Origin of the sequence: Zoogloea sp., from assembly GCF_044344315.1 — a bacterium.
In the GTDB taxonomy this organism is placed as follows: Bacteria; Pseudomonadota; Gammaproteobacteria; order Burkholderiales; family Rhodocyclaceae; genus Zoogloea.
The window spans coordinates 44,429-67,302 of sequence record NZ_JBIJDC010000007.1 but is presented as its reverse complement, the minus strand read 5'-3'; the positions used below and the strand labels follow the sequence as shown (position 1 = coordinate 67,302).

The window sequence follows — 22,874 nt, the reverse complement described above, 5'->3', positions numbered from 1 at the left end:
TACGGCACCAGATTCGGACAGCCAGTGCCTCTTCAGGTGCGGTAGCGGTCATGCTCATCCATGCCTGCAGCAGTCCGCTCCGGTCGATAAACAGTCCTTCAGACCAACGACAGGAGATCGGCCGGAGCATATGTGTCGCCAAATATGCCGTAAGCGTCCAGCCAAGTCATCTTCTCAGTCGCTCCTGAGCCGATGACGATCACGTCCTCGCACAACATCCTTTGGTGTATTGACCCAGCAAATCCTGCACAGGTCACGCCGCTAAAGCGAATGCCTCAGCGGGTGTCTTCATCTCCAGGGCCTGATGGGGCCGTTGGTGGTTGTAGAACTGGATCCAGTCGCCGATCACGCGGCTGGCGTGCTGCAGGGTTTCGAAGCGGTGGCGGTGGATACACTGCTCTTTCAGCGTCCGGATCATCCGCTCCACCAGGCCGTTCTGCTGCGAGGTATAGGGCGTGATGAATTCCTGCTTCAGGCCATAGCTTTTGACCAGCGCCGTGTAACTGCGGCTGGTGAAGACCAGGCCGTTGTCCGAACGCAGCAGGAAGGGCTCCTTCACGCGCCTCAGCGTACCGAAGCGCGCGATCAGGGCCCGCGCCAGCGCGCTTTCAGTGGTGCGGGATTTGCCGCTCCGAGAGACGTGCCAGCCCAGCAACTCCCGGCTGAAGCAGTCACTGGTGCCAGCGTCGCCCAGCCATCATGGCCCGCCCAAACACGGCATAGATCCGTCGCCCAGCGTTCTCGTTGGGCTGGGATGCCCTTGGGCGCCGAGCCTCAATCCGCAGCCGAAACCCGACCAGGCGCTTCCTGACCTGCCAGCCGCGCAGCTGGAACACCCGCTGCACCGTGTTCTTGTTGAGCCCCAGCAGGTGGGCCACCGTCCGGTAGCCAAAGGACGGGTTGTCCTCGATCATCGCCTTGATCGGTTCGGCAAAGCGGGGTTGAACCTTCGGCGGCGCCTTCACCGACTGGTAGTAGAACGTCCGACGGGGTACTTCAAACCACCGGCACAGCTGACTGATCGAGACGACGATCCCTTCTTCCTTGAGTCCCTGGCGGATCGTCTCGATCACTTCTCGTCCTCGCCCAACAGGGACTGCAATTTTCTCTGGCACGCAGCTCCAGCATCGCTTCTCCGTAGGCTTCCTGGAGCTGCTCGATCTGTTTCTCGTACTGCTCCCGGATGTCCAGCGGGTTGGCACGCAACGCGTTCTCCATGCCCCGTCGGGCCTCGTCGATCCAGGTCTCAATCTCCGACGGGGGCAGATCGTACGCACGGCTGGCCTCCGCTACCGTCGTCTTACCCTGCAGGATCTCCATCACCAACGTGCTCTTGCGCTTGGCTGTCCAACGTTTGATTTCTTCTTCCATCGCCGTACTCATGTGTCGTTCCTTTCAAGGTTAACACCTGAGCAGGGTTTTACTGGGTCAATACACGGCGGCACAGGCACAAACGCCAGTACCTCAGGAGGCCTTTGTCGACCTGGGGGGGCTCGCCTCGGGCGCGGCCTCCGGAACGAGGCGCAACTCTTCTCGCTGTTTGGCTTCGCCAATTTGCTGCTCGCCCAAAAGCGCATTCCGGGGATGAACGCCCGAGGTACGTCCTGAGCGGTGAAATCGGAAGCATGTTCCTCGAAAATCGGTCTTTTGATGCTTGGAGGCCAGCATGTTTGAATGGACTTGGCCGGAAACTCGCTCGGGAGCGTTTGGAAGGGGATTTGTTCAACGTCTCCCTAGGGTTTAAATTTGCCGAGGGCTTGCTCAAACGAAGCGCGGATGTTCTCCCTTGGGTACATAGGCAGCCCCGTACTCATGTATCCCTTTTCTTCGAGTTCGAGCCAGAGGCTCAAGGCTGCTTTCACCCCGAAACCCTTAAGTTCTGGATCGATGCCTGCCAAGTAATCGTCCGGCTTTAGCGCCATATCCTCTGGATGCCAAAGTTTTCCGTATCGGCCCAGCGCATTTCCATCTTCAGAAACAAGCAACGCTTCTCCTTCTGCGATCCGCTTTATTTCCTTCGATGGCAAGGCCCCCCCCTGAATGTGGACGCCATGCTTCCAGGCAATTGCAACGAAGGCCGTCAGGTAAGCCCGAGACTTCCAGTAGTCGAACAACCAGTTGTTGCACAGGTGATATCGATAGATGGGTTTGTCACCAACCTCTCCGACCACCTCCCTAAGGATGACTAGTGCATTATCCCGCTTCTCTGCTAGGGCGACCAATACACCGTCCAGGCTACCATCCGGATTCTTGACTTTTAACGCTTTCAGAAAGGGAGCCACATCTTCGGGATGCTTGTAAAAATCATGGCAGGGATAAACTTGAGATTCCGCACCTTCCAGCCATTCACGGCGCACACCAAAAAGACAACAAGCCGCATCAAGTACAGGCTCATTGAGCTTGTCAAGAAGCGCTGCCTCGTTCTGAACATCCTTTATGGTTAGGCCATGACCGAAAAACCGTGGAATCTGGTTTCGATGAACGTCATGGCTCTCAAAGAGCTGGATAAATCGACTACTGACAGATTCAGTAGGGGGTTTTCGAGTCTTCCGAACCCACTCAATGAACCGCCCGGCTTTTTCGATTATGTTCAGAGCGCCTAGAATTTCACCAATCATGCTTATATACTTTTTTCTGGAATTTCTATCAGTCTATCCAAGAAACCACTGGGCTCCGAGGCTGAACCGCGTGACTGCAAACCGCACCTTTTGCCAACCTTATGCAGCCCGTTCCGTTCGAGCCGAGAGATCTGTCGTCCTCTTCCAGCCTGACCTTCCCATACTTTAGGCTCACCAAGCAGTCCGTGATGAACGGCTGATATCAGCCTTAAGCGGACTGCCTCGCCTGCTGCTGCGCGTGACCGCTTCGGCCGAACAGCAGACAACCAACCTACCGCCCCCCAAGAACGTCAAAACGCCCGGATCACCGGGCGCTTTAACGAACCAAGCTCTCATCCAGCCTGACCCGCTCAGCGCATCAGGCAAGGCGAAGGCGACAAGCTGACATGGCTAGCCCCCGCCCGATCACTCCACCGTCACACTCTTCGCCAGGTTCCGCGGCTTATCCACATCCGTGCCCTTCACCAGCGCGGCGTGGTAGCTGAGCAGTTGCAGGGGGATGACGTGGAGGATGGGGGAGAGCATGCCGTAGTGTTCGGGCAGGTGCAGGATGTGCACGCCTTCGCTTTCGGGGATCTCGCTGCCGGCGTCGGCAAACACATACAGCTCGCCGCCGCGGGCCTTTACTTCCTGCAGGTTGCTCTTGAGCTTTTCGAGCAGGCTGTCGTTGGGGGCCACGGAGATGACGGGCATGTCCTTGTCCACCAGGGCCAGGGGGCCGTGCTTGAGCTCGCCGGCGGGGTAGGCTTCGGCGTGAATGTAGGAGATTTCCTTGAGCTTGAGGGCGCCTTCGAGGGCGATGGGGTAGTGCATGCCCCGGCCCAGGAAGAGGGCGTGCTGCTTGTTGGCGAAGCGCTGGGCCCAGCGTTCGATCTCGGGTTCGAGTTCGACCACCTTGGCGACGGCCACGGGGAGGTGGCGCAGCTGGGTGAGGTGTTCGGCTTCGGCCTGTTCGCTGAGGCGGCCATTGACCTTGGCCAGGGCCAGGGTGAGGAGCGCCAGGGCGGCAAGCTGGGTGGTGAAGGCCTTGGTGGAGGCGACGCCGATCTCGGGGCCGGCGCGGGTGACGAAGCGCAGGGCGGTTTCGCGGACGATGGCGGACTCGGGCACGTTGCAGATGGCCAGGGTCTTGGTCATGCCCAGGCCCTTGGCAAACTTGAGGGCGGCCAGGGTGTCGGCGGTTTCACCGGACTGGGAGATGACGACGACCAGGGTTTCCGGGTCGGGCACGGATTCGCGGTAGCGGTATTCGCTGGCGATCTCGACGGTGCACTGGAGCTTGGAGACGGCTTCGATCCAGTAGCGGGCGACGAGGCCGGCGTGGTAGCTGGTGCCGCAGGCGAGGATGAGGACGCGGCGGGTGGCGCCGAAGATGTCCACGGCGTCGGTGCCGAAGAGCTGCGGGGAGATGCCGCCGCCGCCGGCGATCATTTCGAGGGTATTGCCCAGGGCCTGGGGCTGCTCGAAGATCTCCTTCTGCATGTAGTGGCGGTACTTGCCCAGCTCGACGGCGTCGGCCGACAGGCTGGAGATGTTCACCGGGCGCTCGACGGGGGTGCCGTCGGCGAGGGTGACGCGGTAGCCGTCGAGGGTGAGTTCGGCCACGTCGCCGTCTTCCAGGTACACCACCTTGCGGGTGACCTGCAGCAGGGCGGCGGTGTCGGAGGCGGCGTAGTGGCCGTCTTCGCCAATGCCCAGCAGCAGGGGCGAGCCCTTGCGGGCGACGATGGCGCGGTCGGGCTCGGCTTCGCTCACCACGCCGATGGCGTAGGCGCCGATCAGCTGGCTGATGGTGGCGCGCACGGCGTCGAAGAGGTCGGGCGTGGTCTTGAGGGTGTCGTGGAGCAGGTGGGCGATGGCCTCGGTGTCGGTCTCGGAAGTGAAGGCGTAGCCCTTGGCACGCAGTTGGGTGCGCAGCGCTTCGAAGTTTTCGATGATGCCGTTGTGCACCACGGCGAGGCCGGCGGAGATGTGGGGGTGGGCATTGCGCTCGGAGGGCACGCCGTGGGTGGCCCAGCGGGTGTGGGCGATGCCGATCTCGGCGCTCAGGTGGGTGGCATCGGCCTGGGCGGCGAGCTCGGCGACGCGGCCGACTGCGCGCAGGCGCTGCAGCTTGCCGTCCTTGAGCACGGCGAGGCCGGCGGAGTCATAGCCCCGGTATTCGAGCTTGCGCAGGCCCTCGAGCAGCACGGGAACGATGTTGCGACGGGCAATGGCGGTAACGATGCCACACATGGTGGGGGCCTTTCAGATGTTGGGTGTTGTCAAGGCAAGGCGAGGGGGGAGCCGTCGGCCTCGCGTAGGGGCGACTTCCGTCGCCCACGGACTTCGATCAACGGCATGCCTGCAATGGGCGCGGGGTGGGCGACTGAAGTCGCCCCTACAGAGTCGCCCCTACAGGTGCCCCCAACGGAAATCTTCACTTCTTCACTTTCACCGGGCGCTGCCAGCCTGCCAGGGACATCTGCCTGGCGCGGGAGACGGTGAGCTGTTCGGCGGGGGCGTCTTTGGTGAGGGTGGTGCCGGCGCCCAGGGTGGCGCCCTTGCCGACGCGCACAGGGGCGACGAGCTGGGTGTCGGAGCCGATGAAGACGTCGTCTTCGATGATGGTGCGGAACTTGTTGGCGCCATCATAGTTGCAGGTGATGGTGCCGGCGCCCACATTGACGCGCTGGCCGATGTCGGCGTCGCCCACGTAGGCCAGGTGGTTGGCCTTGGAGTGATCGGCGATGATGCTGTTTTTGACTTCGACAAAGTTGCCCAGGTGCACGTCATTGCCGAGCACGGTGCCGGGGCGGGTGCGGGCGTAGGGGCCGATGATGCAGGCTTCGCCCATGGTGGTGTCTTCGATCTGGGAGAAGGCGGCCACTCGGGTGCCGGCGCCGAGAGTGGCGTTGCGCACGATGCAGTTGGCGCCGATGCGCACACCGTCGCCCAACACCACCTTGCCTTCAAAGATGCAGTTGATGTCGATCTCCACGTCGCGGCCACATTCGAGGCTGCCACGCACGTCGAGGCGGGCCGGGTCGATGACGGTGACGCCGGCGTCGGTGAGGCTGCGGGCGATGTTGCGCTGGTGGATGCGTTCGAGTTCGGCGAGCTGGGTCTTGTTGTTGACGCCCAGGGTTTCCTCGAAGGCGTCGGGCTGGGTGGTAACGACTTCCAGGCCGTCGGCTACGGCCATGGCGATGATGTCGGTGAGGTAGTACTCGCCCTGGGCGTTGTCGTTTTTCAAGTTGCCCAGCCACTGGCGCAGGCGGGCGACCGGGGCGGCGAGGATGCCGGTGTTCACTTCCTGGACGCGGCGCTCGTCGGCGGTGGCGTCCTTCTCTTCGACGATGCGGGTGACCTTGCCGGCGCCATCGCGCAGGATGCGGCCGTAACCGGCGGGGTTGTCCATGGACACGGTGAGGAGCGCCAGGGTGGTGTCGCTGGCGGCAGCCATCAGCCGCTGCAGGGTGGGCACGCCGATCAGGGGCACGTCACCGTAGAGGATCAGGGCGGTGTCGCCGTCGTCCACCAGGGGCATGGCTTGCTGCACTGCATGACCGGTGCCCTGGGGCGGGTCCTGCCGGGCCCAGGCCAGGTCGGGGGCATCAAGCGCTTCGCGCACCACTTCGCCACCGTGGCCGTACACCACCACGATGCGCCGCGCCTCAAGGATGCGAGCGGTATCCAGGACATGGGCCAGCATGGGCTTGGCCGCCAGGGGCTGCAAGACCTTGGGCAACACCGAACGCATGCGCTTACCTTGGCCGGCGGCCAGTACGATCACTTCCATAAGAGCCCTTGATAGGGTGAGATGACAATTCCACAAATTCTAGCATGGGGCATTTTGCGGCTTTGCGGCGCAGTTCTCGGATTACATACCGCCACAATTTCAGTGTCAGTGATGCAATGCAGCACTCATTTGATCTAATGCTAAAGTTCCCAAAGGGCCTTTCCGTAGAATTGCTCATGCTGCATTGCAACCTCAGGACACACCATGACAACCGAAGCTCGCGATTTCATCCAGAACCGGACATTTGACGAGATCGCCGTGGGCGACTCCGCGCTGTTGGTTCGCACCCTGCGCCCCGAAGACATCCACCTTTTCGCGGTGATGTCGGGCGACGTGAACCCGACCCACGTGGACCCGGAGTTTGCCCGATCCAGCCAGTTCCGGGAGGTGGTCGGCCACTCCATGTGGGGCAGCGTGCTGATTTCCTCCATTCTCGGCACCGAGTTTCCGGGACCGGGCACTGTCTATGTGGGCCAGACCCTCAAGTTCTGGCGCCCCATCACCATTGGTGACACGCTCACCGTCACCATCACCTGTACCCAGCGCTTCGAGCACAACCACCACCTGCTGCTCGACTGCCAGTGCGTCAACCAGGACGGGCTGAAAGTCATCGACGGCACCGCCGAGGTGATGGCCCCCACCGAGAAGATCAAGCGCCCGCGCATGGCCCTGCCGGGGATCACCATCTCCGACCGCCAGCAGCGCTATCTCCACGTGCTGGAGATGACCAAGGGCATGGAGCCCATCCCCATCGCCGTGGCCCACCCCTGTGATACCGAGTCCCTGCGCGGCCCCATCCAGGCCCGCGATGCCGGGCTGGTGATTCCGGTGCTGGTCGGCCCGGAGAGCAAGATCCGCGAAGTGGCGGCCCGCGACGGCATCGACCTGCGCGGCGTGCGCATCATCGACGTGCCCCACAGCCACGCCTCCGCCGAGACCGCCGTGCGCCTTGCCCGCAACGGCGAGGTGGAGGCCCTGATGAAGGGCTCGCTGCATACCGACGAGCTGATGAGCGAGGTGGTGGCCAAGGAGACCGGCCTGCGCACGGCGCGGCGCCTGTCCCATGTGTTCATGGCCGATGTGCCCACCTACCCTCACCCGCTGCTGATCACCGATGCGGCCATCAACATCGAACCGACCCTGGCCGACAAGGTGCACATCATCCAGAACGCCATCGAACTGGCGATCATGATGGGCGTGCCCGAACCGAAGGTGGCCATCCTGTCGGCGGTTGAAACGGTCAATGAGAAGATCCGCTCGACCCTCGATGCCGCCGCCCTGTGCAAGATGGCCGACCGCGGCCAGATCAAGGGCGGCCTGCTGGATGGCCCGCTGGCCTTCGACAACGCCGTGTCCCTGGTGGCCGCCAAGACCAAGGGCATCCGTTCGGCCGTGGCCGGCCAGGCTGACATCCTGATGGTGCCCGACCTGGAGTCCGGCAACATGATGGCCAAGCAGCTCGAATACCTCGCCGACGCCCTGATGGCCGGCGTGGTGCTGGGTGCCCGGGTGCCCATCGTGCTCACCAGCCGCGCCGATACCGCCGAAACCCGAACCGCCTCCTGTGCCATCGCACAGCTCATGGCCCACAAACGTCGCCTTGGAGTCCGTCTATGAAAGCCGTTCTGATCCTCAACGCAGGATCTTCGAGCCTGAAGTTCGCCCTGTTCCCCATGACCCCGCGCCTGGCCGATACGCCGCGCCTGTCGGGCCAGGTGGAAGGCATCGGCGCCGAGCCGCTGATGCACGCCAAGGACACCCACAGCGGCGAGCGCTTCACCGAGGCGCTCAGCGTGCCGGAGGGCACCGACCAGAATGGCCAGCACCGCCTGGCCCTGGAGTTCATCTTCGGCTGGATCAACCGCCACAGCCCGGGCGTGGACATCGTGGCAGCCGGCCACCGCATCGTGCACGGCGGTGATCACTACGGCGCCCCCGTGGTGCTGACGCCAGAAGTGGTGACGGAACTTGAAACGCTGATTCCGCTGGCGCCCCTGCACCAGCCCCACAACCTGCGCGCCATCAAGCTGCTCTTCGGCCTGATGCCCAACGTGCGCCAGGTGGGCTGCTTCGACACTGCCTTCCACCGTACCCGCCTGCCGGTGGCGAGCCGCTTCCCCATCCCCCGCGCGCTGACCAATGAGGGCATCAAGCGCTACGGCTTTCACGGCCTGTCTTACGAATTCGTGTCGCGCCAGCTGCCCGACCTGCTGGGTGAGGAGAAGGCACGGAGCGGCATCGTCATCGCCCACCTGGGCAACGGCGCCAGCATGTGTGCCCTGCGGGATGGCCAGTCACGGGACACCAGCATGGGCTTCACCGCAGTGGACGGCCTGATGATGGGCACCCGCACCGGCAGCCTGGACCCCGGCGTGATCCTGCACCTGGTGGAGCAGAAGGGGATGGATGCAAAAGCCCTGAGCAACCTGCTCTACAAGCAGTCAGGCCTGCTGGGCGTATCCGGCATCAGCCAGGACATGCGGGCGCTGCTGGAATCGGATGAGGAATCGGCCAAGGAAGCCATCGAACTGTTCTGCTACCGTGCGGCCTGCATGATCGGCCAGCTCAGCATGGCTGCCGGGGGCCTCGATGCGCTGGTGTTCACCGGCGGCATCGGCGAACACGCGGCGCCAGTGCGCGCCCGCATCGCCGAGTGGCTGGCATGGACCGGCTTGTCTCTCTACCCTGCCGCCAACGAACGCCACGCCACCCGCATCCATGCCCGGGACAGCAAGATCGAAGTCCTGGTGGTGCCCACCAACGAGGAATGGATGATCGGCCACCATGCGGTGAATCTGCTGGGCCTGTAAGAGACGCCGCGTTACGGGAGCTCTCCTCCCGTAGGGGCGACTTTAGTCGCCCGCGGACTTCGATGAAGGGCATGCCGGTGCTCAACCCGCGATGGGCGACTGAAGTCGCCCCTACAAGTCGCCCCTCCTCAAGCCAGCACATCGCGATATCCATAAAGGTACGCACCCCGCGTCAAAACGAAAAAGCCCGCAATTGCGGGCTTTTTCTTGGGGCGGTACTGGCCTCAGCGCGGCAGGACGCTGCTGCCCATCAGGAAGGTGTCCACCTCGCGGGCGGCCTGACGGCCTTCGCGGATGGCCCACACCACCAGGGACTGACCGCGGCGGACGTCACCGGCGGCAAAGACCTTGGCCACGTTGGTGGCGTAGCAGCCTTCGCCGTCAGTGGTGGCCTTGGCGTTGCCGCGGGCATCCTTGTCGACACCGAAGGCTTCCAGCAGCGACGCCACCGGATTGGTGAAGCCCATGGCAAACAACACCAGATCGGCCGGCAGCTCACGCTCCGAACCCGGGACTTCGGACGGCTTGCCGTCCTTCCACTCGAGTTCGACGGTGCGCAGAGCCTTGACCTTGCCGTTTTCACCGATGAATTCCTTGGTGGACACGGCAAACTCGCGCTGACAACCCTCGTCGTGGGAGGAAGAGGTGCGCAGCTTGATCGGCCAGTAGGGCCAGGTCAGCGGACGGTTCTCTTCCTTCGGCGGCTCGGGCATCACTTCAAACTGGGTCACGGATGCAGCACCGTGACGGTTGGAGGTGCCCACACAGTCGGAACCGGTATCACCACCACCGATCACGATGACGTGCTTGCCGGTGGCGGAGATGGGGTTCTTGTCGTCGCCGGCCACTTCCTTGTTCTGGGGCACCAGCAGCTCGAGCGCAAAATGCACGCCGGCCAGCTCGCGGCCCGGAACGGGCAGGTCGCGGGGCACTTCGGAACCGGCAGCCAGGATCACCGCATCGAACTCGGACTTGAGCTGGTCAGCCGTCACCACTTCCACTGCGTCATCGTTGATACCGGTGACGCCGGGCTTGGTGCCGACACAGACCTTGGTGCGGAAGGTCACGCCTTCGGCTTCCATCTGCGCGACACGACGGTCGATATGGGACTTCTCCATCTTGAAGTCGGGGATACCGTAACGCAGCAGGCCGCCGATGCGGGAGCTCTTCTCGAAGACGGTGACATCGTGGCCGACACGCGCCAGTTGCTGGGCCGCGGCCAGGCCGGCCGGGCCGGAGCCGACGACGGCAACCTTCTTGCCGGTCTTGGACGTGGGCGGCTGCGGTACGACCCAGCCGTTTTCCCAGGCCTTGTCGATGATGGCGTGCTCGATGGACTTGATGCCCACCGCGTCGGTGTTGATGTTCAGCGTGCAGGCCGCCTCGCACGGGGCGGGGCAGATCCGGCCGGTGAAATCCGGGAAGTTGTTGGTGGAGTGCAGGACGGCGATGGCCTCCTTCCAGTTGCCCCGGAACACCAGGTCATTCCAGTCGGGAATGATGTTGTTCACCGGACAGCCGTTGTTGCAGAAGGGCACGCCACAGTCCATGCAGCGGGCGCCCTGCTTGGCGGCCTCGTCGTCGCTCAGGTGATCGACGAACTCCTTGTAGTGCTTGAGACGCTGCTCGACCGGGGCGTAGGCCTCGGAAAGACGCTGGTACTCGAGAAATCCAGTTGGCTTGCCCATGTTACGCGGCCTCCAGTTCTTTCTGTTGTTGCGCGGCCATTTCGGCCAGCGCACGACGGTATTCGTGCGGCATCACCTTGACGAACTTGGCACGGTAGGTGCCCCAGTCTGCAAGGATGGTCTTGGCGCGTTCGCTGCCGGTGTAGGTGGCGTGGCGCTCGATCAGCATCTTGAGCAGGGCTTCATCGGCCATGCCCAGGTGACGCACATCGACGCGGCCGTGGGACTCGAGCTCGTCGCCGGACTCGGACCCCTTGCGGGCCTCGATCTCCTCCTCGACCGGCTCCAGGGCCACCTGGGCCATGTTGCAGCGGGACTCGAAGGTATTGTCTTCGTCGAACACGTAGGCCACGCCGCCGGACATGCCTGCCGCGAAGTTGCGGCCGGTCATGCCGAGCACCACCACGGTGCCGCCGGTCATGTATTCGCAACCATGGTCGCCCACGCCTTCCACCACGGTGGTGGCGCCGGAGTTACGCACGGCAAAACGCTCACCGCCGACACCCGCAAAGTAGGCTTCACCTTCGGTGGCACCGTAGAGCACGGTGTTGCCGATGATGATGTTGCTCGGCGTATCGCCACGGAAACCGGCCGCCGGACGCACGATGATGCGACCACCGGACAGGCCCTTGCCGACGTAGTCATTGCCTTCACCCACCAGTTCGAGGGTCAGGCCGCGGGACAGGAAGGCGGCGAAACTCTGGCCAGCCGTACCGTTGAGGCGGATATGCACAGTGTCGTCGGGCAGGCCGGCGTGACCGTACTTGGCCGCGAAGCGCCCTGACAGCATGGCGCCGACGGTGCGGTTGATGTTGCGCACGGGGATCTCGAAGGAGACCTTCTCGCCGTTCTCGAGGGCCGGCTTGGCCAGCTCGATGAGCTTGTTGTCCAGCGCCTTGGCCAGGTTGTGGTCCTGGGTTTCGGTGTGGATGCGCGGCACATCGGCAGGCACGTTGGGCATGTGGAAGATGCGGCTGTAGTCCAGGCCACGGGCCTTCCAGTGCTCGATGCCGGCACGCATGTCGAGGAGATCGGCACGGCCGATCAGGTCGTCAAACTTGCGCACGCCCAGTTGAGCCATGAGCTCGCGGACTTCTTCGGCAATGAAGAAGAAGAAGTTGACCACGTGCTCGGGCTGACCGGAGAAGCGCTTGCGCAGGGTCGGATCCTGCGTGGCCACGCCCACCGGACAGGTGTTGAGGTGGCACTTGCGCATCATGATGCAGCCTTCGACCACCAGCGGGGCGGTGGCGAAGCCGAATTCATCCGCACCCAGCAGGGCGCCGATGACCACGTCGCGACCGGTCTTGATCTGGCCGTCCACCTGCACGCGGATACGGCTGCGCAGACGGTTGAGGACCAGGGTCTGCTGGGTTTCGGCCAGGCCGAGCTCCCACGGCGAACCGGCGTGCTTGATGGAGGACCAGGGCGAGGCACCGGTACCACCGTCATGGCCGGCGATCACCACGTGGTCGGCCTTGGCCTTGGCCACACCGGCCGCCACGGTACCCACACCGACCTCGGACACCAGCTTGACGGAGATATCCGCCACGGGGTTGGTGTTCTTCAGGTCGTGGATCAGCTGGGCCAGATCCTCGATGGAGTAGATGTCGTGGTGCGGCGGGGGCGAAATCAGGCCGACGCCGGGCACGGAGTGACGCAGGAAACCGATGTACTCGGAGACCTTGTGGCCGGGCAGCTGACCGCCTTCACCGGGCTTGGCACCCTGGGCCATCTTGATCTGGATCTGGTCGGCGTTGACCAGGTATTCGGTGGTGACACCGAAGCGGCCGGACGCCACCTGCTTGATCGAGGAACGCAGGCTGTCGCCGGCCTGCAGCTGCAGGTCACGCTCGATACGGCTGGCACCGATGATCTCGGACAGCATGGTCGGCTGGTTGATCGGGATGAAGCGCTTCGGATCCTCGCCGCCTTCGCCGGTGTTCGAGCGGCCGCCAATCCGGTTCATGGCCACGGCCAGCGTGGTGTGCGCCTCGGTGGAGATGGAACCCAGAGACATGGCGCCAGTGGCAAAGCGCTTGACGATCTCCTTGGCGGGCTCGACCTCTTCCAGCGCCACCGGAGCACCGGCGGGCTTGAGTTCGAACAGGCCGCGCAGGGTCATGTGACGCTTGCTCTGATCATTGATGATCTTGGCGTATTCCTTGTAGGTGTCGAACTTGCCAGAGCGGGTGGAGTGCTGCAGCTTGGCAATGGCGTCCGGCGTCCACATGTGTTCGTCGCCGCGGATACGGTAGGCGTAGTCACCGCCGGCGTCGAGCATGTTGGCCAGCACCGGATCGGCGCTGAAGGCCTGCTGGTGGAGGCGGATGGCCTCTTCCATGACCTCGAACACACCAATGCCCTCGACCTGCGAGGAGGTGCCGGTGAAGTACTTCTCGATCAGACCCTTCTGCAGGCCGATGGCCTCGAAGATCTGCGCGCCGGTGTAGGACATGAAGGTGGAGATGCCCATCTTGGACATGACCTTCATGAGGCCCTTACCGACACCCTTGATGAAGTGCTTGGTGTACTTCTCGGCGGTTTCGACATCGCCACCAGCGATCTGGGCCAGGGTTTCCAGGGCCAGATAGGGGTGGACGGCTTCGGCACCGTAGCCAGCCAGCACGGCGAAGTGGTGGGTTTCACGGGCGGAGCCGGTTTCCACGACCAGGCCGGTGCGGGTGCGCAGGCCCTTGGCCACCAGGTGCTGGTGAACCGCGGAGGTGGCCAGCAGGGCCGGGATGGCCACGTGCAGCGCGTCCACCTTGCGGTCGGAGACGATCAGGATGTTGGAGCCATTGAGCACCGCGTTCTCGGCTTCCGCACACAGGGAGGCCAGACGGGCTTCGACACCTTCCTTGCCCCAGGCCAGCGGGTAGCAGATGTCCAGTTCGGCCGAACGGAACTTGTTCTCGGTGTAACGGGCGATCTCCCGCAGCTTCGCCATGTCGGAGAAGGTCAGCACCGGCTGGGGGACTTCCAGGCGGTACGGGGGATTGATCTCGTTGATGCCGAGCAGGTTGGGGCGCGGGCCGACGAAGGACACCAGCGACATGACCAGTTGCTCGCGGATCGGGTCGATCGGCGGGTTGGTCACCTGGGCGAAGAGCTGGCGGAAGTAGTTGTAGATCGGCTTGGACTTGGCGGACAGCACGGCCAGCGGGCTGTCGTTACCCATGGAGCCGGTGGACTCTTCACCGCTCTTGGCCATCGGCTCGAGGATGAACTTGATGTCTTCCTGGGTGTAGCCGAAGGCCTGCTGACGATCCAGGACGGACGCGGCGTACTCGGGGGCCACGACGCTCTCGGGCTCGGCACAGGCGTCGAGGCGGATGTTGATGCGGCTGATCCACTCCTGGTAGGGCTTGGCGGCGGCGAGGGAATCCTTGATTTCCTTGTCGTCGATGATGCGGCCCTGCTCCATGTCGATCAGGAACATCTTGCCCGGCTGCAGACGCCACTTCTTGACGATTTTTTCGTCGGGGAAGGGCAGCACACCGGATTCGGAGGCCATGACCACGTAGTCGTCATCGGTGACGAAGTAACGGGCGGGACGCAGGCCATTACGGTCGAGGGTGGCGCCGATCTGGCGGCCGTCGGTGAAGGCCACCGCAGCGGGGCCGTCCCACGGTTCCATCATGGCCGCGTGGTATTCGTAGAAGGCGCGACGCTTCTGGTCCATGAGGGTGTGCGATTCCCAGGCTTCGGGAATCATCATCATCATGGCGTGGGCCAGGGAGTAACCGCTCATCACGAGCAGTTCGAGGGCGTTGTCGAAGGACGCCGAGTCGGACTGACCCGGGTAGATCAACGGCCACAGCTTCTGCAGGTCATCACCCAGCAACGGAGAGTGAGTACCCTTTTCACGGGCACGCATCCAGTTGTAGTTGCCGCGTACGGTGTTGATTTCGCCGTTGTGGGCGATGTAGCGGAACGGATGAGCCAGGTGCCAGGTGGGGAAGGTGTTGGTGGAGAAGCGCTGGTGCACCAGGGCCAGCGCGGAGATGCAGCGCGGATCCTGGAGGTCGAGGTAGTACTGACCAACCTGATCGGCCAGCAGCAGACCCTTGTAGTTGATGGTCCGCGCCGACATGGACGGCGTGTAGAACTCCTTGGAGTGCTTCAGCTTGAGGCTGCCAATGGCGTTGGCAGCACGGCGGCGGATCACGTAAAGCTTACGCTCGAGGGCTTCGGTGACCATCACGTCGGGGCCACGACCGATGAAGATCTGACGGATCACCGGCTCCTTGGCCTTGACGGTCGGCGACATGGGCATGGCGGGGTCGGTGGGCACGTCGCGCCAACCGAGCACCACCTGGCCTTCGGCACGGGCAGCGCGCTCGATCTCTTCCTCGCAGGCGAGGCGGGAGGCGTGCTCCTTGGGCAGGAAGACCATGCCGACACCGTAATCACCGGCGGGCGGCAGCGTCACGCCCTGCTTGGCCATCTCTTCGCGGAAAAGGGTATCCGGAATCTGGATCAGGATGCCGGCGCCATCGCCCTGCAGCGGGTCGGCACCGACCGCACCCCGGTGGTCCAGGTTCTTGAGGATCTCGAGACCTTGATTGACGATCTCGTGAGTTCGGTTGCCCTTGATATGTGCGATGAAGCCGACACCACAGGCGTCATGTTCGTTGGCGGGGTCGTAAAGACCCTGCTCCAGGGGAAGATCCATCTTGTTTTTCCTCGACACAACACACACCGGCACCAGCATTCCTGCGGCACCGGACATTCAAACTGCGGAAAGTCGCCCCGTCCGAACCGTGAAAAAGCCGGCGGATGCTGGCCAGCCGGCTACGCTCGATCCCGACGAGGAGACCGTTCAAACACATTGGGCGAGGGTCGAATATACCGCCGCAGGCGCCCGTTCTTCAAGGAATTTTTGCGCTGCCGCATGGCAGCCCGGCCTCAATGGATCTCGCCGACGGCAAACAGGCGCCGATGCTCACGCATCGCATAGCGATCGGTCATCCCGGCGATGTAGTCAGCGATGGCCCGTGGCTTGTCGGTACGGGCCATCAGCTGGTATTGGGGCGGCAGCAGGCGGGGATCGCTCATGAACGCCCCGAAGAGGTCCTGGATGATGCGCCGCGCCTTGTCGGTCATGCGCAGCACCTGATAGTGATGGTACAGGTTGTCACGCAGAAAGGTCTTGAGAACACGCAGCTCGGGCAGCAGGCCAGGGCTGTAGGCTACGAGCCGCGGAGCGGCCCTCACGTCATCAAGGGTGCCGACACAGGCGTCGGCGATATTGCTGCGGGTCTGCTCGATCAGGTCGACTGCCATCATGTTCACCATCCGCCGGATGGTTTCGTGAATCAGCCGCCGACCACCAATGCCCGGATAAGCCGCTTCGACGATCTGCCGCTTATGTACGAATATTGGCACGGCTTCGAGCTGTTCGAGCGTGATCAGCCCGGAACGCAGGCCGTCATCCACATCGTGGTTGTTATAGGCGATCTCGTCAGCCAGATTGGCCAGCTGGGCCTCGAGGGAGGGCTGACGCCCTTCGATAAAACGCCTGCCGATGTCACCGAGCAGCTCGGCATTCTTGGGCGAACAATGCTTGAGAATGCCCTCCCGGGTCTCGTGCATGAGATTGAGACCGTTGAATTCGGCGTAGCTTTCCTCAAGCAGATCAACGGTTCGAAGGGACTGGAGGTTGTGCTCAAAACCGCCAAAATCCTTCATGCAGGTATTCAGCGCCTCCTGGCCGGCATGGCCGAAGGGGGTGTGACCGAGATCGTGGGAAAGGGCCACAGCCTCGGCCAGATCCTCGTTGAGGTGCAGGGCGCGGGCAATGGAGCGGGTGATCTGGGCGACCTCGATGCTGTGGGTCAGGCGGGTGCGAAACAGATCCCCTTCATGGTTCACAAACACCTGGGTTTTGTATTCAAGCCGCCGAAACGCGGTGCAGTGCACGATCCGGTCCCGATCACGCTGAAACTCGCCCCGAGCCGTAGGGGGCGCTTCAGCAAGCTGGCGGCCCCGGCTGTTGGCTTCCGTGACGGCGTAGGGCGCCAGCTGCGTCATTGCCTGGTCAACCGGATCTAGGCGCAACACGCTTCAATGCTGGCCCGCATCTGGGCCGGGCTTGCCTCGGAACTGATCACCGCCCGGCCAACCCCCTTGAGGAGCACGAGCCGGAGCGTGCCATCCGACACCTTTTTGTCATGGGACATGAGTTCCAGGTAGCGATCAGCGCCAAGCGCCGGTCCGATCACGGGTAGCCCTGCCCTCTCGTGGATGAGCTTGACCCGCACCACTTCATCGTCGGTGAGCCAGCCGAGTCGCCGGGAGAGATCGGCGGCCATGATGGTGCCAGCAGCGACGGCTTCGCCGTGCAGCCACTCGCCGTAACCCAGCCCCGTCTCGATGGCATGACCAAAGGTGTGGCCGAGGTTGAGCGTCGCCCGCTCACCCTGCTCGGTTTCGTCAGCGGCCACCACCTCGGCCTTGTTGCGGCAGGAGCGTTCGACCGCCTCCGCAAGGGCCTCCGGATCCCGCGCGAGGAGACGCTCCAGATGGGATTCGATCCAATCGAGAAAGGGCAGATCACGGATCAGGCCGTACTTGATGACTTCAGCCAGCCCTGCCTTGAGCTCCCGATCCGGCAGGGTATTGAGAACTTGCGTATCGGCGAGGACCAGCCGGGGCTGATAGAAGGCGCCGATCATGTTCTTGCCGAGGGGATGATTGATGGCGGTCTTCCCCCCCACCGAGGAATCCACCTGAGACAGCAGTGTTGTCGGTACCTGAATGAAGGGCACGCCCCGCTGGTAGGTGGCAGCGGCAAATCCGACCATATCCCCGACCACACCGCCGCCGAGGGCGATCAGGGTGGTGCTGCGGTCACAGCGCGCGGCGAGCAGTCCGTCGAAGATGAGGTTCAGAGTCGGCCAATCCTTGTTGGCCTCGCCATCGGGCAGAACAATCTCAGTCACCTGCAGCCCCTGAGCCCGCAGGCCCGCTACGAAAGCTGCAAGGTAGAGCGGACCGACCACATCGTTGGTGACAACGGCAACACGCCGCGTCTTGAGATAGGGCAGGATGAGAGCCGGGTCACCGATCAACCCAGCGCCGATCCGGATCGGATAGCTTCGCTCGGCGAGCTCGACGTTCAATGTGCGCATAGGATCTGCAGTTCTTTCTCGATCATCCGGACCATGGCATGGGGCGTTCCTCGCCCACCTTCGACGATGATGTGTGCGGCTTCGCGGTAAAGAGGATCGCGGGCAACGAAGAGTTGCTGGAGGCGCCCCCGCGGATCGGGCACCTGCAACAGCGGACGACTACGGTCGTGACGGGTGCGCTCCCAAAGTATGTGCGGAGGCACATTGAGGTAGATCACCACCCCCCGCGCCGACAACAACTCCCTGTTGATGGGGTTGATCACCGCACCACCACCGGTGGCCAGCACCAGGCCGGATTCCTGGGTGAGCGCGTCAAGGGTGCAGGTTTCGCGTTTGCGAAACCCATCTTCCCCCTCGATCTCGAAAATCGTCGGAATCTTGACGCCGGTACGCTGTTCGATTTCGTGATCGCTGTCGACAAACCGAAGGCCGAGGCGCTTGGCAAGCTCCCGGCCTACGGTTGTCTTGCCGGAACCGGGCATTCCGACCAGAACAATACATTTGGGATGATTCATGCCCCGCCCCATGGGACCGGGGCTCGGCTAGGAATCCCCGGAACAGTCATCAGTTAATCGTAAGGTTGGCGCCGCTTGCGCTCCCGCTCGGAGAAGTCACGGTGATGCCGATAGAGCCGGTCAACGGCGTCGTGCACTTGGAGCCTTCGACTATGACGGAGTGGAAAGTCCCCCCCGGTGCATTGGTATTCGATATCTTGTCGTTGCCCGGGGGGAACGAAACCGTAGCCTTTACCGTTTCTCCCGTGTCATTCGTGTAGGTCACATTCGAAGTGGCCGTCAGCGTAGCCCCTGCAGGGAGCGGGTTGTTGTTGATGTCCGACATGCGGAACGTAAACGAACCCGTACAAACCTGCGGCACCGTTCTCGGGAAGGTGAAAGTAGACGGGGTCACGGTCCCGATTACATGACTGGAGAGCACGAACACCAGATTCCGGCGTACGTGAGCGTTGCCCCACACTCCATCACAAGTACCCGCCTTGTAGGGCGCGCTGGCATATCGCCCATCACCTGGATAAGCCGGGCACGCGGAGGTGTTCAAGGCACTGAACTGGATCTCCCGCTCACCTGAAGCCCACACCTTGTCCTCGGTGTTATCGACGAAAGCATCACCCAGATCGCGGAAAACCTCACCCGAATCATAGATGTTGTTCTGATTCTGATCGTCAAAGCTCTCCTCGCCTTGGGCATAGGCAAGGATGGTCACTCGACCGGCCTTAACAGAAAAAGTAGAGGGCTCGCTATCGACACGAGGACGGAACTCGCCGCTGGTAACAGTGACGCTGCACGAGCCGGCTGCAGTGACGCAGGAAGGCTGAATGCCCGCACCTTCACTGATGAAATTGATAACCGTCCCATCGGCCACCGGGTTTCCCAGCCGGTCGAATGCGAACACGTTAGCACTTGTCGTCGTACCATCCCGATTCCACCCCTCGATATTGAAGGTCCCGATCGAAAGGGAGAAACGATCCTGAGTCGGACGGCCCGTAGAGATCGTGAGATTGGTGGATTGCGTGACGATGGTCGGATCATCCACCAGCGCTGCAGTCACCCAGACCGGTGTCGGTACGGAACCTGCAGAGACCGTTACGCTCACCAGACCGGAGGCATCGGAGGTTGCCTGCACTGCGCCTGAGCTCTGATTGTTAAGCTTGATTCCACCCACACGAGTGGAAAGATCGAAACTGACAGCCTTGGAGGCAACCGGATTGTTTGTGCTGTCCACAACCTTGAAGGTCACGACAGAACTGGACGACAACCCTGCTCCGCCCGTACCCGCAAGGGCCATCGAGGAAGGATTGGCCGAAACGTAACCGATGTTCGACGCCTTCGGCGCAGCCACAGCGATCGTGGTCTGAGCCGATGTTCCCTGCAGGGAGGCGGTGATGATGTCGGAGCCGGCACAGCCTTTGTCGGTGTAGGTCGCTGTTGCAACACCATTGATCGTCGCAGCGCTCTTGGTGATGCTGGCCTTGCCGTTGCTGTCACAGCCTGACGAGAAGTTGACTGTAAGTGGCGTCGTCGTAAGTGCACCATTGAAGAACACCTGGACCGAGACTGAGGTGCTGCCGTAGGCACTCAGAGAACTGGAGTTCGCCGAGAGATTGGACAGGGTCACAGAGCCCGGGCTGACGGCATACGCAATTTTCTGAGTGACCGAAGCTCCATCCACATCGACGGTGGCGGTAACCTCTGCGGCCCCGCTGGACGCCAGATCGGCAGCCAGCAGATTGATCGTGGCGAGACCATTCGCATCGGTCAGGCGGGTACCCGAGGCCGGGTCAAAGATCGCCAGGGACGAATTGGTGGAAAACGTGACCACCCGGTTTGCCAGCGGCAGCCCGGTGGCCGACACTAGCACCGCGCGAACCGTCAGCGGCTTTCCCGATGTCAGGTTATTGGTGGCTACGCCCGTTCCGGCGTCCACCAGAGTCATGGTGACCTTCGGAGTCTGCGTGGTCGTGCCGCCGTCGGTTCCCGTCCCATTGCAAGTCAGAAAGCCCCCAGGGCAACTGGTGGAACCACCGCCTCCGCCGCCGCCGCCGCAACTGACCAACGCCAGCGCAATCAGGGACGGGCCGATGAGTCGGGCATGGGAGCGGACAGCCGCTGAGAAAAATTCACGCATTGAAAAATCCATTCAGGCCAGTGATCAGCGCAAACCCAGCTGATCGTTGATGATGCGGGGCGTAATGAAAATGAGCAGCTCGGTCTTGTTGTCGGTCCGCTCGTTACTGCGGAACAGGTAACCAAGCACGGGAAGATCGCCCAGGAAAGGAATTTTAACCGTATTGTTGGACACGTCCTGCGTGTAGATGCCGCCAATCACGATGGTGCCACCATTTTCCACCACGACTTCGGTCTTCACATGCTTGGTGTCGATCGGCACGTTGCCGTTGGCCACAGGACGATCGTAACGGGGTTGGTCCTTGTTAACCTCGATACTCATCATCACCTTGCCATCCGGCGTGATCTGAGGCTTGACCTTGAGCGCCAGGTTGGCCTTCTTGAAGGAGACGGTAGGCGCTGTTGTTCCACCCCCCTGGGTCTGGAAGGGCACCTCCGTACCCTGCTCGATGAGAGCCTCGACCTTGTCTGCCGTCATGACGCGGGGCCTGGACACCACCTTACCCCTGCCATCAGCCTCGAGTGCAGACACCTCCATGTCGATGAAACGGGTTGCTGCGCTGTTCCACAGAGCAAGGGAAAAAGCGCCAGCCTGTTTGCCGTTAATGGTCGAGGCCGGCAGGTTAACAGCCAGCGACTCGTTGAAGTTGGGCACCGTGGAGATTTGACCCGCCTGATAGCCCGTCGAGGATAGCGTCCCGGACCCGAAAGTATTTCGGTACACAGAAACGCCACCATCCGTCTTTCCAAGCAGCCCGCCGGTCTTGCCGCCAAAACCGAGGCGCACGCCAAGGTTTCGGGTAAAGGTGTCCGTGGCCTCCACAATCTGCGCCTCGATAAGCACCTGGCGCACCTCCACGTCGATCTCGGCGATCAGGCGGCGCAGTTCTTCCAGCCGCGAGGCCACGTCATTGACGAAGATCTTGTTGCTACGCTCATCGGGTACTACGCTGCCGCGCTTGGAGAGCACGCTTTGATCCTTGCTTTTAAGGAACTCCGCAACGTTCTTGGCCTTGTGATAATTGATCTGGAAGCTCTCCGTACGCAGAGGCTCAAGATCACCGATCTGCGCCTTGGACTCGAGATCAAGCTTTTCCCTGGCTGCGAGTTCGTCCCGCGGTGCAATCCAGATCACGTTGCCGTTCTTGCGCAGATCCAGGCCACGGGCCTGGAGAATGATGTCCAGAGCCTGATCCCAAGGCACGTCCTTCAGACGCAGGGTCAGGTTGCCCTGAACGGAATCACTGGTGATGATGTTGAAGTTGGTGAAGTCGGCAATCACCTGAAGCACCGAACGCACGTCGATGTTCTGGAAATTGAGGGACAGCTTCTCTCCACCGAAGCGCGCCTTGCCCGCCCCCTGAGTCAGCTTGTTCGGGTCTTCCTTGACAGGCTTAACCTCAAGCACAAACTGGTTGTCGCTCTGGTAGGCGTTGTGCTCCCAGAGGCCACGGGGCGTTACCGTCATGCGCACATTGCCGCCCTGGGCCTGGGTAACCACCGATGAAACCGGCGTACCGAAATCCACTACATCAAGTTTGCGGCGAAGCTGCTCGGGAACGTCTGTCTTGAGGAAGTCGACGATCAGGCTGGTTCCCTGCTGGCGGATGTCGATACCCGCATTGGGGTCGGAAAGATCGACCACCAGACGGCCCTCTCCATCTTTCCCTCGACGGAAGTTGACGTCACGGATAGCGTGTTTCTCGTTTTGTCCGGCCACCGCCGGCGCAAACTGGGTGGCCTGGGGAACCATCCCCGTGGCTTCCTTGAAAGGTCCGGAGGCCAGGGTGATGAAGACATCCCGCTCCTCGATCCGCGTCTCGTAGGGATAAACCCGGGAGAGGTTCAGTACCAGCCGGGTACGATCCCCCACCTGCACGATATTCACGCTGCGTAGATCACCGGTATTCAGAACCTGACTGTTCCGGCCAAGGCCATTGGCCGTATCCGGAAAGTCGAAGGCAATCCGCGCAGGATTGGCCACACTGAAGCTGCCAGGCGCCGCCGCCAACGGCTGCGCCATGGTCAGTTTGAGAACGATGCTGCCTCCCTGCTCTGCAGCAACCATCTTCTCGATTCGATTGCCAGCCGGTACGGCAGCCTCGGTAACTTGAGCTAGCACAGGCGCCGCAGGGGCCATGCATCCCAGCACGGCCGCTACGGCCAATGCGCCAAACCTGAAGCTACAACGTCCCATTT

The 22,874-nt window shown here is 62.4% G+C and carries 15 protein-coding genes and 1 pseudogene; 3 read left to right on the top strand and 13 right to left on the bottom strand.

The window, feature by feature from the left end; all coding sequences use genetic code 11:
* Positions 1-253 precede the first annotated feature (253 nt).
* From ACIQ09_RS02875 to ACIQ09_RS02865, 3 genes are read right to left on the bottom strand one after another with little or no spacing between them, the layout of a single operon-like run.
* Positions 254-655: a transposase gene (locus tag ACIQ09_RS02875; protein WP_398305807.1), complete on the bottom strand. Its 402-nt coding sequence runs from the start codon at positions 653-655 to the stop codon at positions 254-256.
* Positions 656-671: 16 nt separating this feature from the next.
* A complete protein-coding gene (locus ACIQ09_RS02870; protein WP_398305804.1) occupies positions 672-1,073 on the bottom strand; it encodes a hypothetical protein in 402 nt (133 codons plus the stop codon).
* Positions 997-1,371, bottom strand: coding sequence for a transposase (locus ACIQ09_RS02865; RefSeq protein WP_398305801.1), 375 nt, complete (start codon positions 1,369-1,371; stop codon positions 997-999). Before ACIQ09_RS02865 ends, ACIQ09_RS02870 begins: the two co-directional genes overlap by 77 nt.
* Before the next feature lie 132 nt (positions 1,372-1,503).
* Here ACIQ09_RS02865 and ACIQ09_RS02860 point away from each other — a divergent pair.
* Positions 1,504-1,608, top strand: a pseudogene (locus ACIQ09_RS02860) (IS5/IS1182 family transposase); the annotation flags it as partial.
* A 125-nt stretch (positions 1,609-1,733) separates the two neighbouring features.
* Here ACIQ09_RS02860 and ACIQ09_RS02855 read toward each other — a convergent pair.
* From ACIQ09_RS02855 to glmU, 3 genes are all read right to left on the bottom strand, one after another.
* Positions 1,734-2,618 carry a hypothetical protein gene (locus tag ACIQ09_RS02855; RefSeq protein WP_398305798.1) on the bottom strand — a complete coding sequence of 295 codons (885 nt, stop codon included), beginning with the start codon at positions 2,616-2,618 and terminating at the stop codon, positions 1,734-1,736.
* A gap of 405 nt (positions 2,619-3,023) precedes the next feature.
* Complete coding sequence (gene glmS, locus ACIQ09_RS02850; RefSeq protein ID WP_398305795.1) at positions 3,024-4,853, bottom strand: glutamine--fructose-6-phosphate transaminase (isomerizing); 1,830 nt, start codon at positions 4,851-4,853, stop codon at positions 3,024-3,026.
* Between the two features lie 184 nt (positions 4,854-5,037).
* Positions 5,038-6,399 (bottom strand): bifunctional UDP-N-acetylglucosamine diphosphorylase/glucosamine-1-phosphate N-acetyltransferase GlmU, encoded by a 1,362-nt coding sequence (gene glmU / locus ACIQ09_RS02845; RefSeq protein WP_398305792.1) that lies wholly within the window; start codon positions 6,397-6,399, stop codon positions 5,038-5,040.
* Between the two features lie 204 nt (positions 6,400-6,603).
* On the opposite strand from glmU, the gene ACIQ09_RS02840 reads away from it, so the two are divergent.
* Both ACIQ09_RS02840 and ACIQ09_RS02835 read left to right on the top strand, forming a co-directional pair.
* On the top strand, positions 6,604-8,016 hold the full coding sequence (locus ACIQ09_RS02840) for a bifunctional enoyl-CoA hydratase/phosphate acetyltransferase (protein ID WP_398305789.1): 1,413 nt from the start codon (positions 6,604-6,606) through the stop codon (positions 8,014-8,016).
* Entirely contained in the window at positions 8,013-9,209 is a 1,197-nt protein-coding gene (locus ACIQ09_RS02835; protein WP_398305786.1) for an acetate/propionate family kinase, read from the top strand. The genes ACIQ09_RS02840 and ACIQ09_RS02835 overlap by 4 nt, the downstream gene beginning before the upstream one ends.
* Before the next feature lie 224 nt (positions 9,210-9,433).
* Here ACIQ09_RS02835 and ACIQ09_RS02830 read toward each other — a convergent pair whose 3' ends face one another.
* The 7 genes from ACIQ09_RS02830 to pilQ all read right to left on the bottom strand — a co-directional run bounded on the left by ACIQ09_RS02830 (position 9,434) and on the right by pilQ (position 22,872).
* Positions 9,434-10,897, bottom strand: coding sequence for a glutamate synthase subunit beta (locus ACIQ09_RS02830; protein ID WP_398305783.1), 1,464 nt, complete (start codon positions 10,895-10,897; stop codon positions 9,434-9,436).
* Between the two features lies 1 nt (position 10,898).
* Entirely contained in the window at positions 10,899-15,575 is a 4,677-nt protein-coding gene (locus ACIQ09_RS02825; RefSeq protein ID WP_398305781.1) for a glutamate synthase-related protein, read from the bottom strand.
* A 233-nt stretch (positions 15,576-15,808) separates the two neighbouring features.
* Positions 15,809-16,933 carry a deoxyguanosinetriphosphate triphosphohydrolase gene (locus tag ACIQ09_RS02820; protein WP_398305831.1) on the bottom strand — a complete coding sequence of 375 codons (1,125 nt, stop codon included), beginning with the start codon at positions 16,931-16,933 and terminating at the stop codon, positions 15,809-15,811.
* 17 nt (positions 16,934-16,950) lie between these two features.
* The gene (gene aroB / locus ACIQ09_RS02815) at positions 16,951-18,033 is read right to left on the bottom strand and encodes a 3-dehydroquinate synthase (RefSeq protein WP_398305778.1); all 1,083 of its coding nucleotides are present in this window, start codon (positions 18,031-18,033) and stop codon (positions 16,951-16,953) included.
* Positions 18,021-18,548: a shikimate kinase gene (locus ACIQ09_RS02810; RefSeq protein WP_398305775.1), complete on the bottom strand. Its 528-nt coding sequence runs from the start codon at positions 18,546-18,548 to the stop codon at positions 18,021-18,023. The genes aroB and ACIQ09_RS02810 overlap by 13 nt, the downstream gene beginning before the upstream one ends.
* 49 nt (positions 18,549-18,597) lie before the next feature.
* Positions 18,598-20,676, bottom strand: coding sequence for a hypothetical protein (locus ACIQ09_RS02805; protein WP_398305772.1), 2,079 nt, complete (start codon positions 20,674-20,676; stop codon positions 18,598-18,600).
* 24 nt (positions 20,677-20,700) lie between these two features.
* Positions 20,701-22,872: a type IV pilus secretin PilQ gene (gene pilQ, locus ACIQ09_RS02800; RefSeq protein ID WP_398305828.1), complete on the bottom strand. Its 2,172-nt coding sequence runs from the start codon at positions 22,870-22,872 to the stop codon at positions 20,701-20,703.
* Positions 22,873-22,874: the final 2 nt, after the last annotated feature.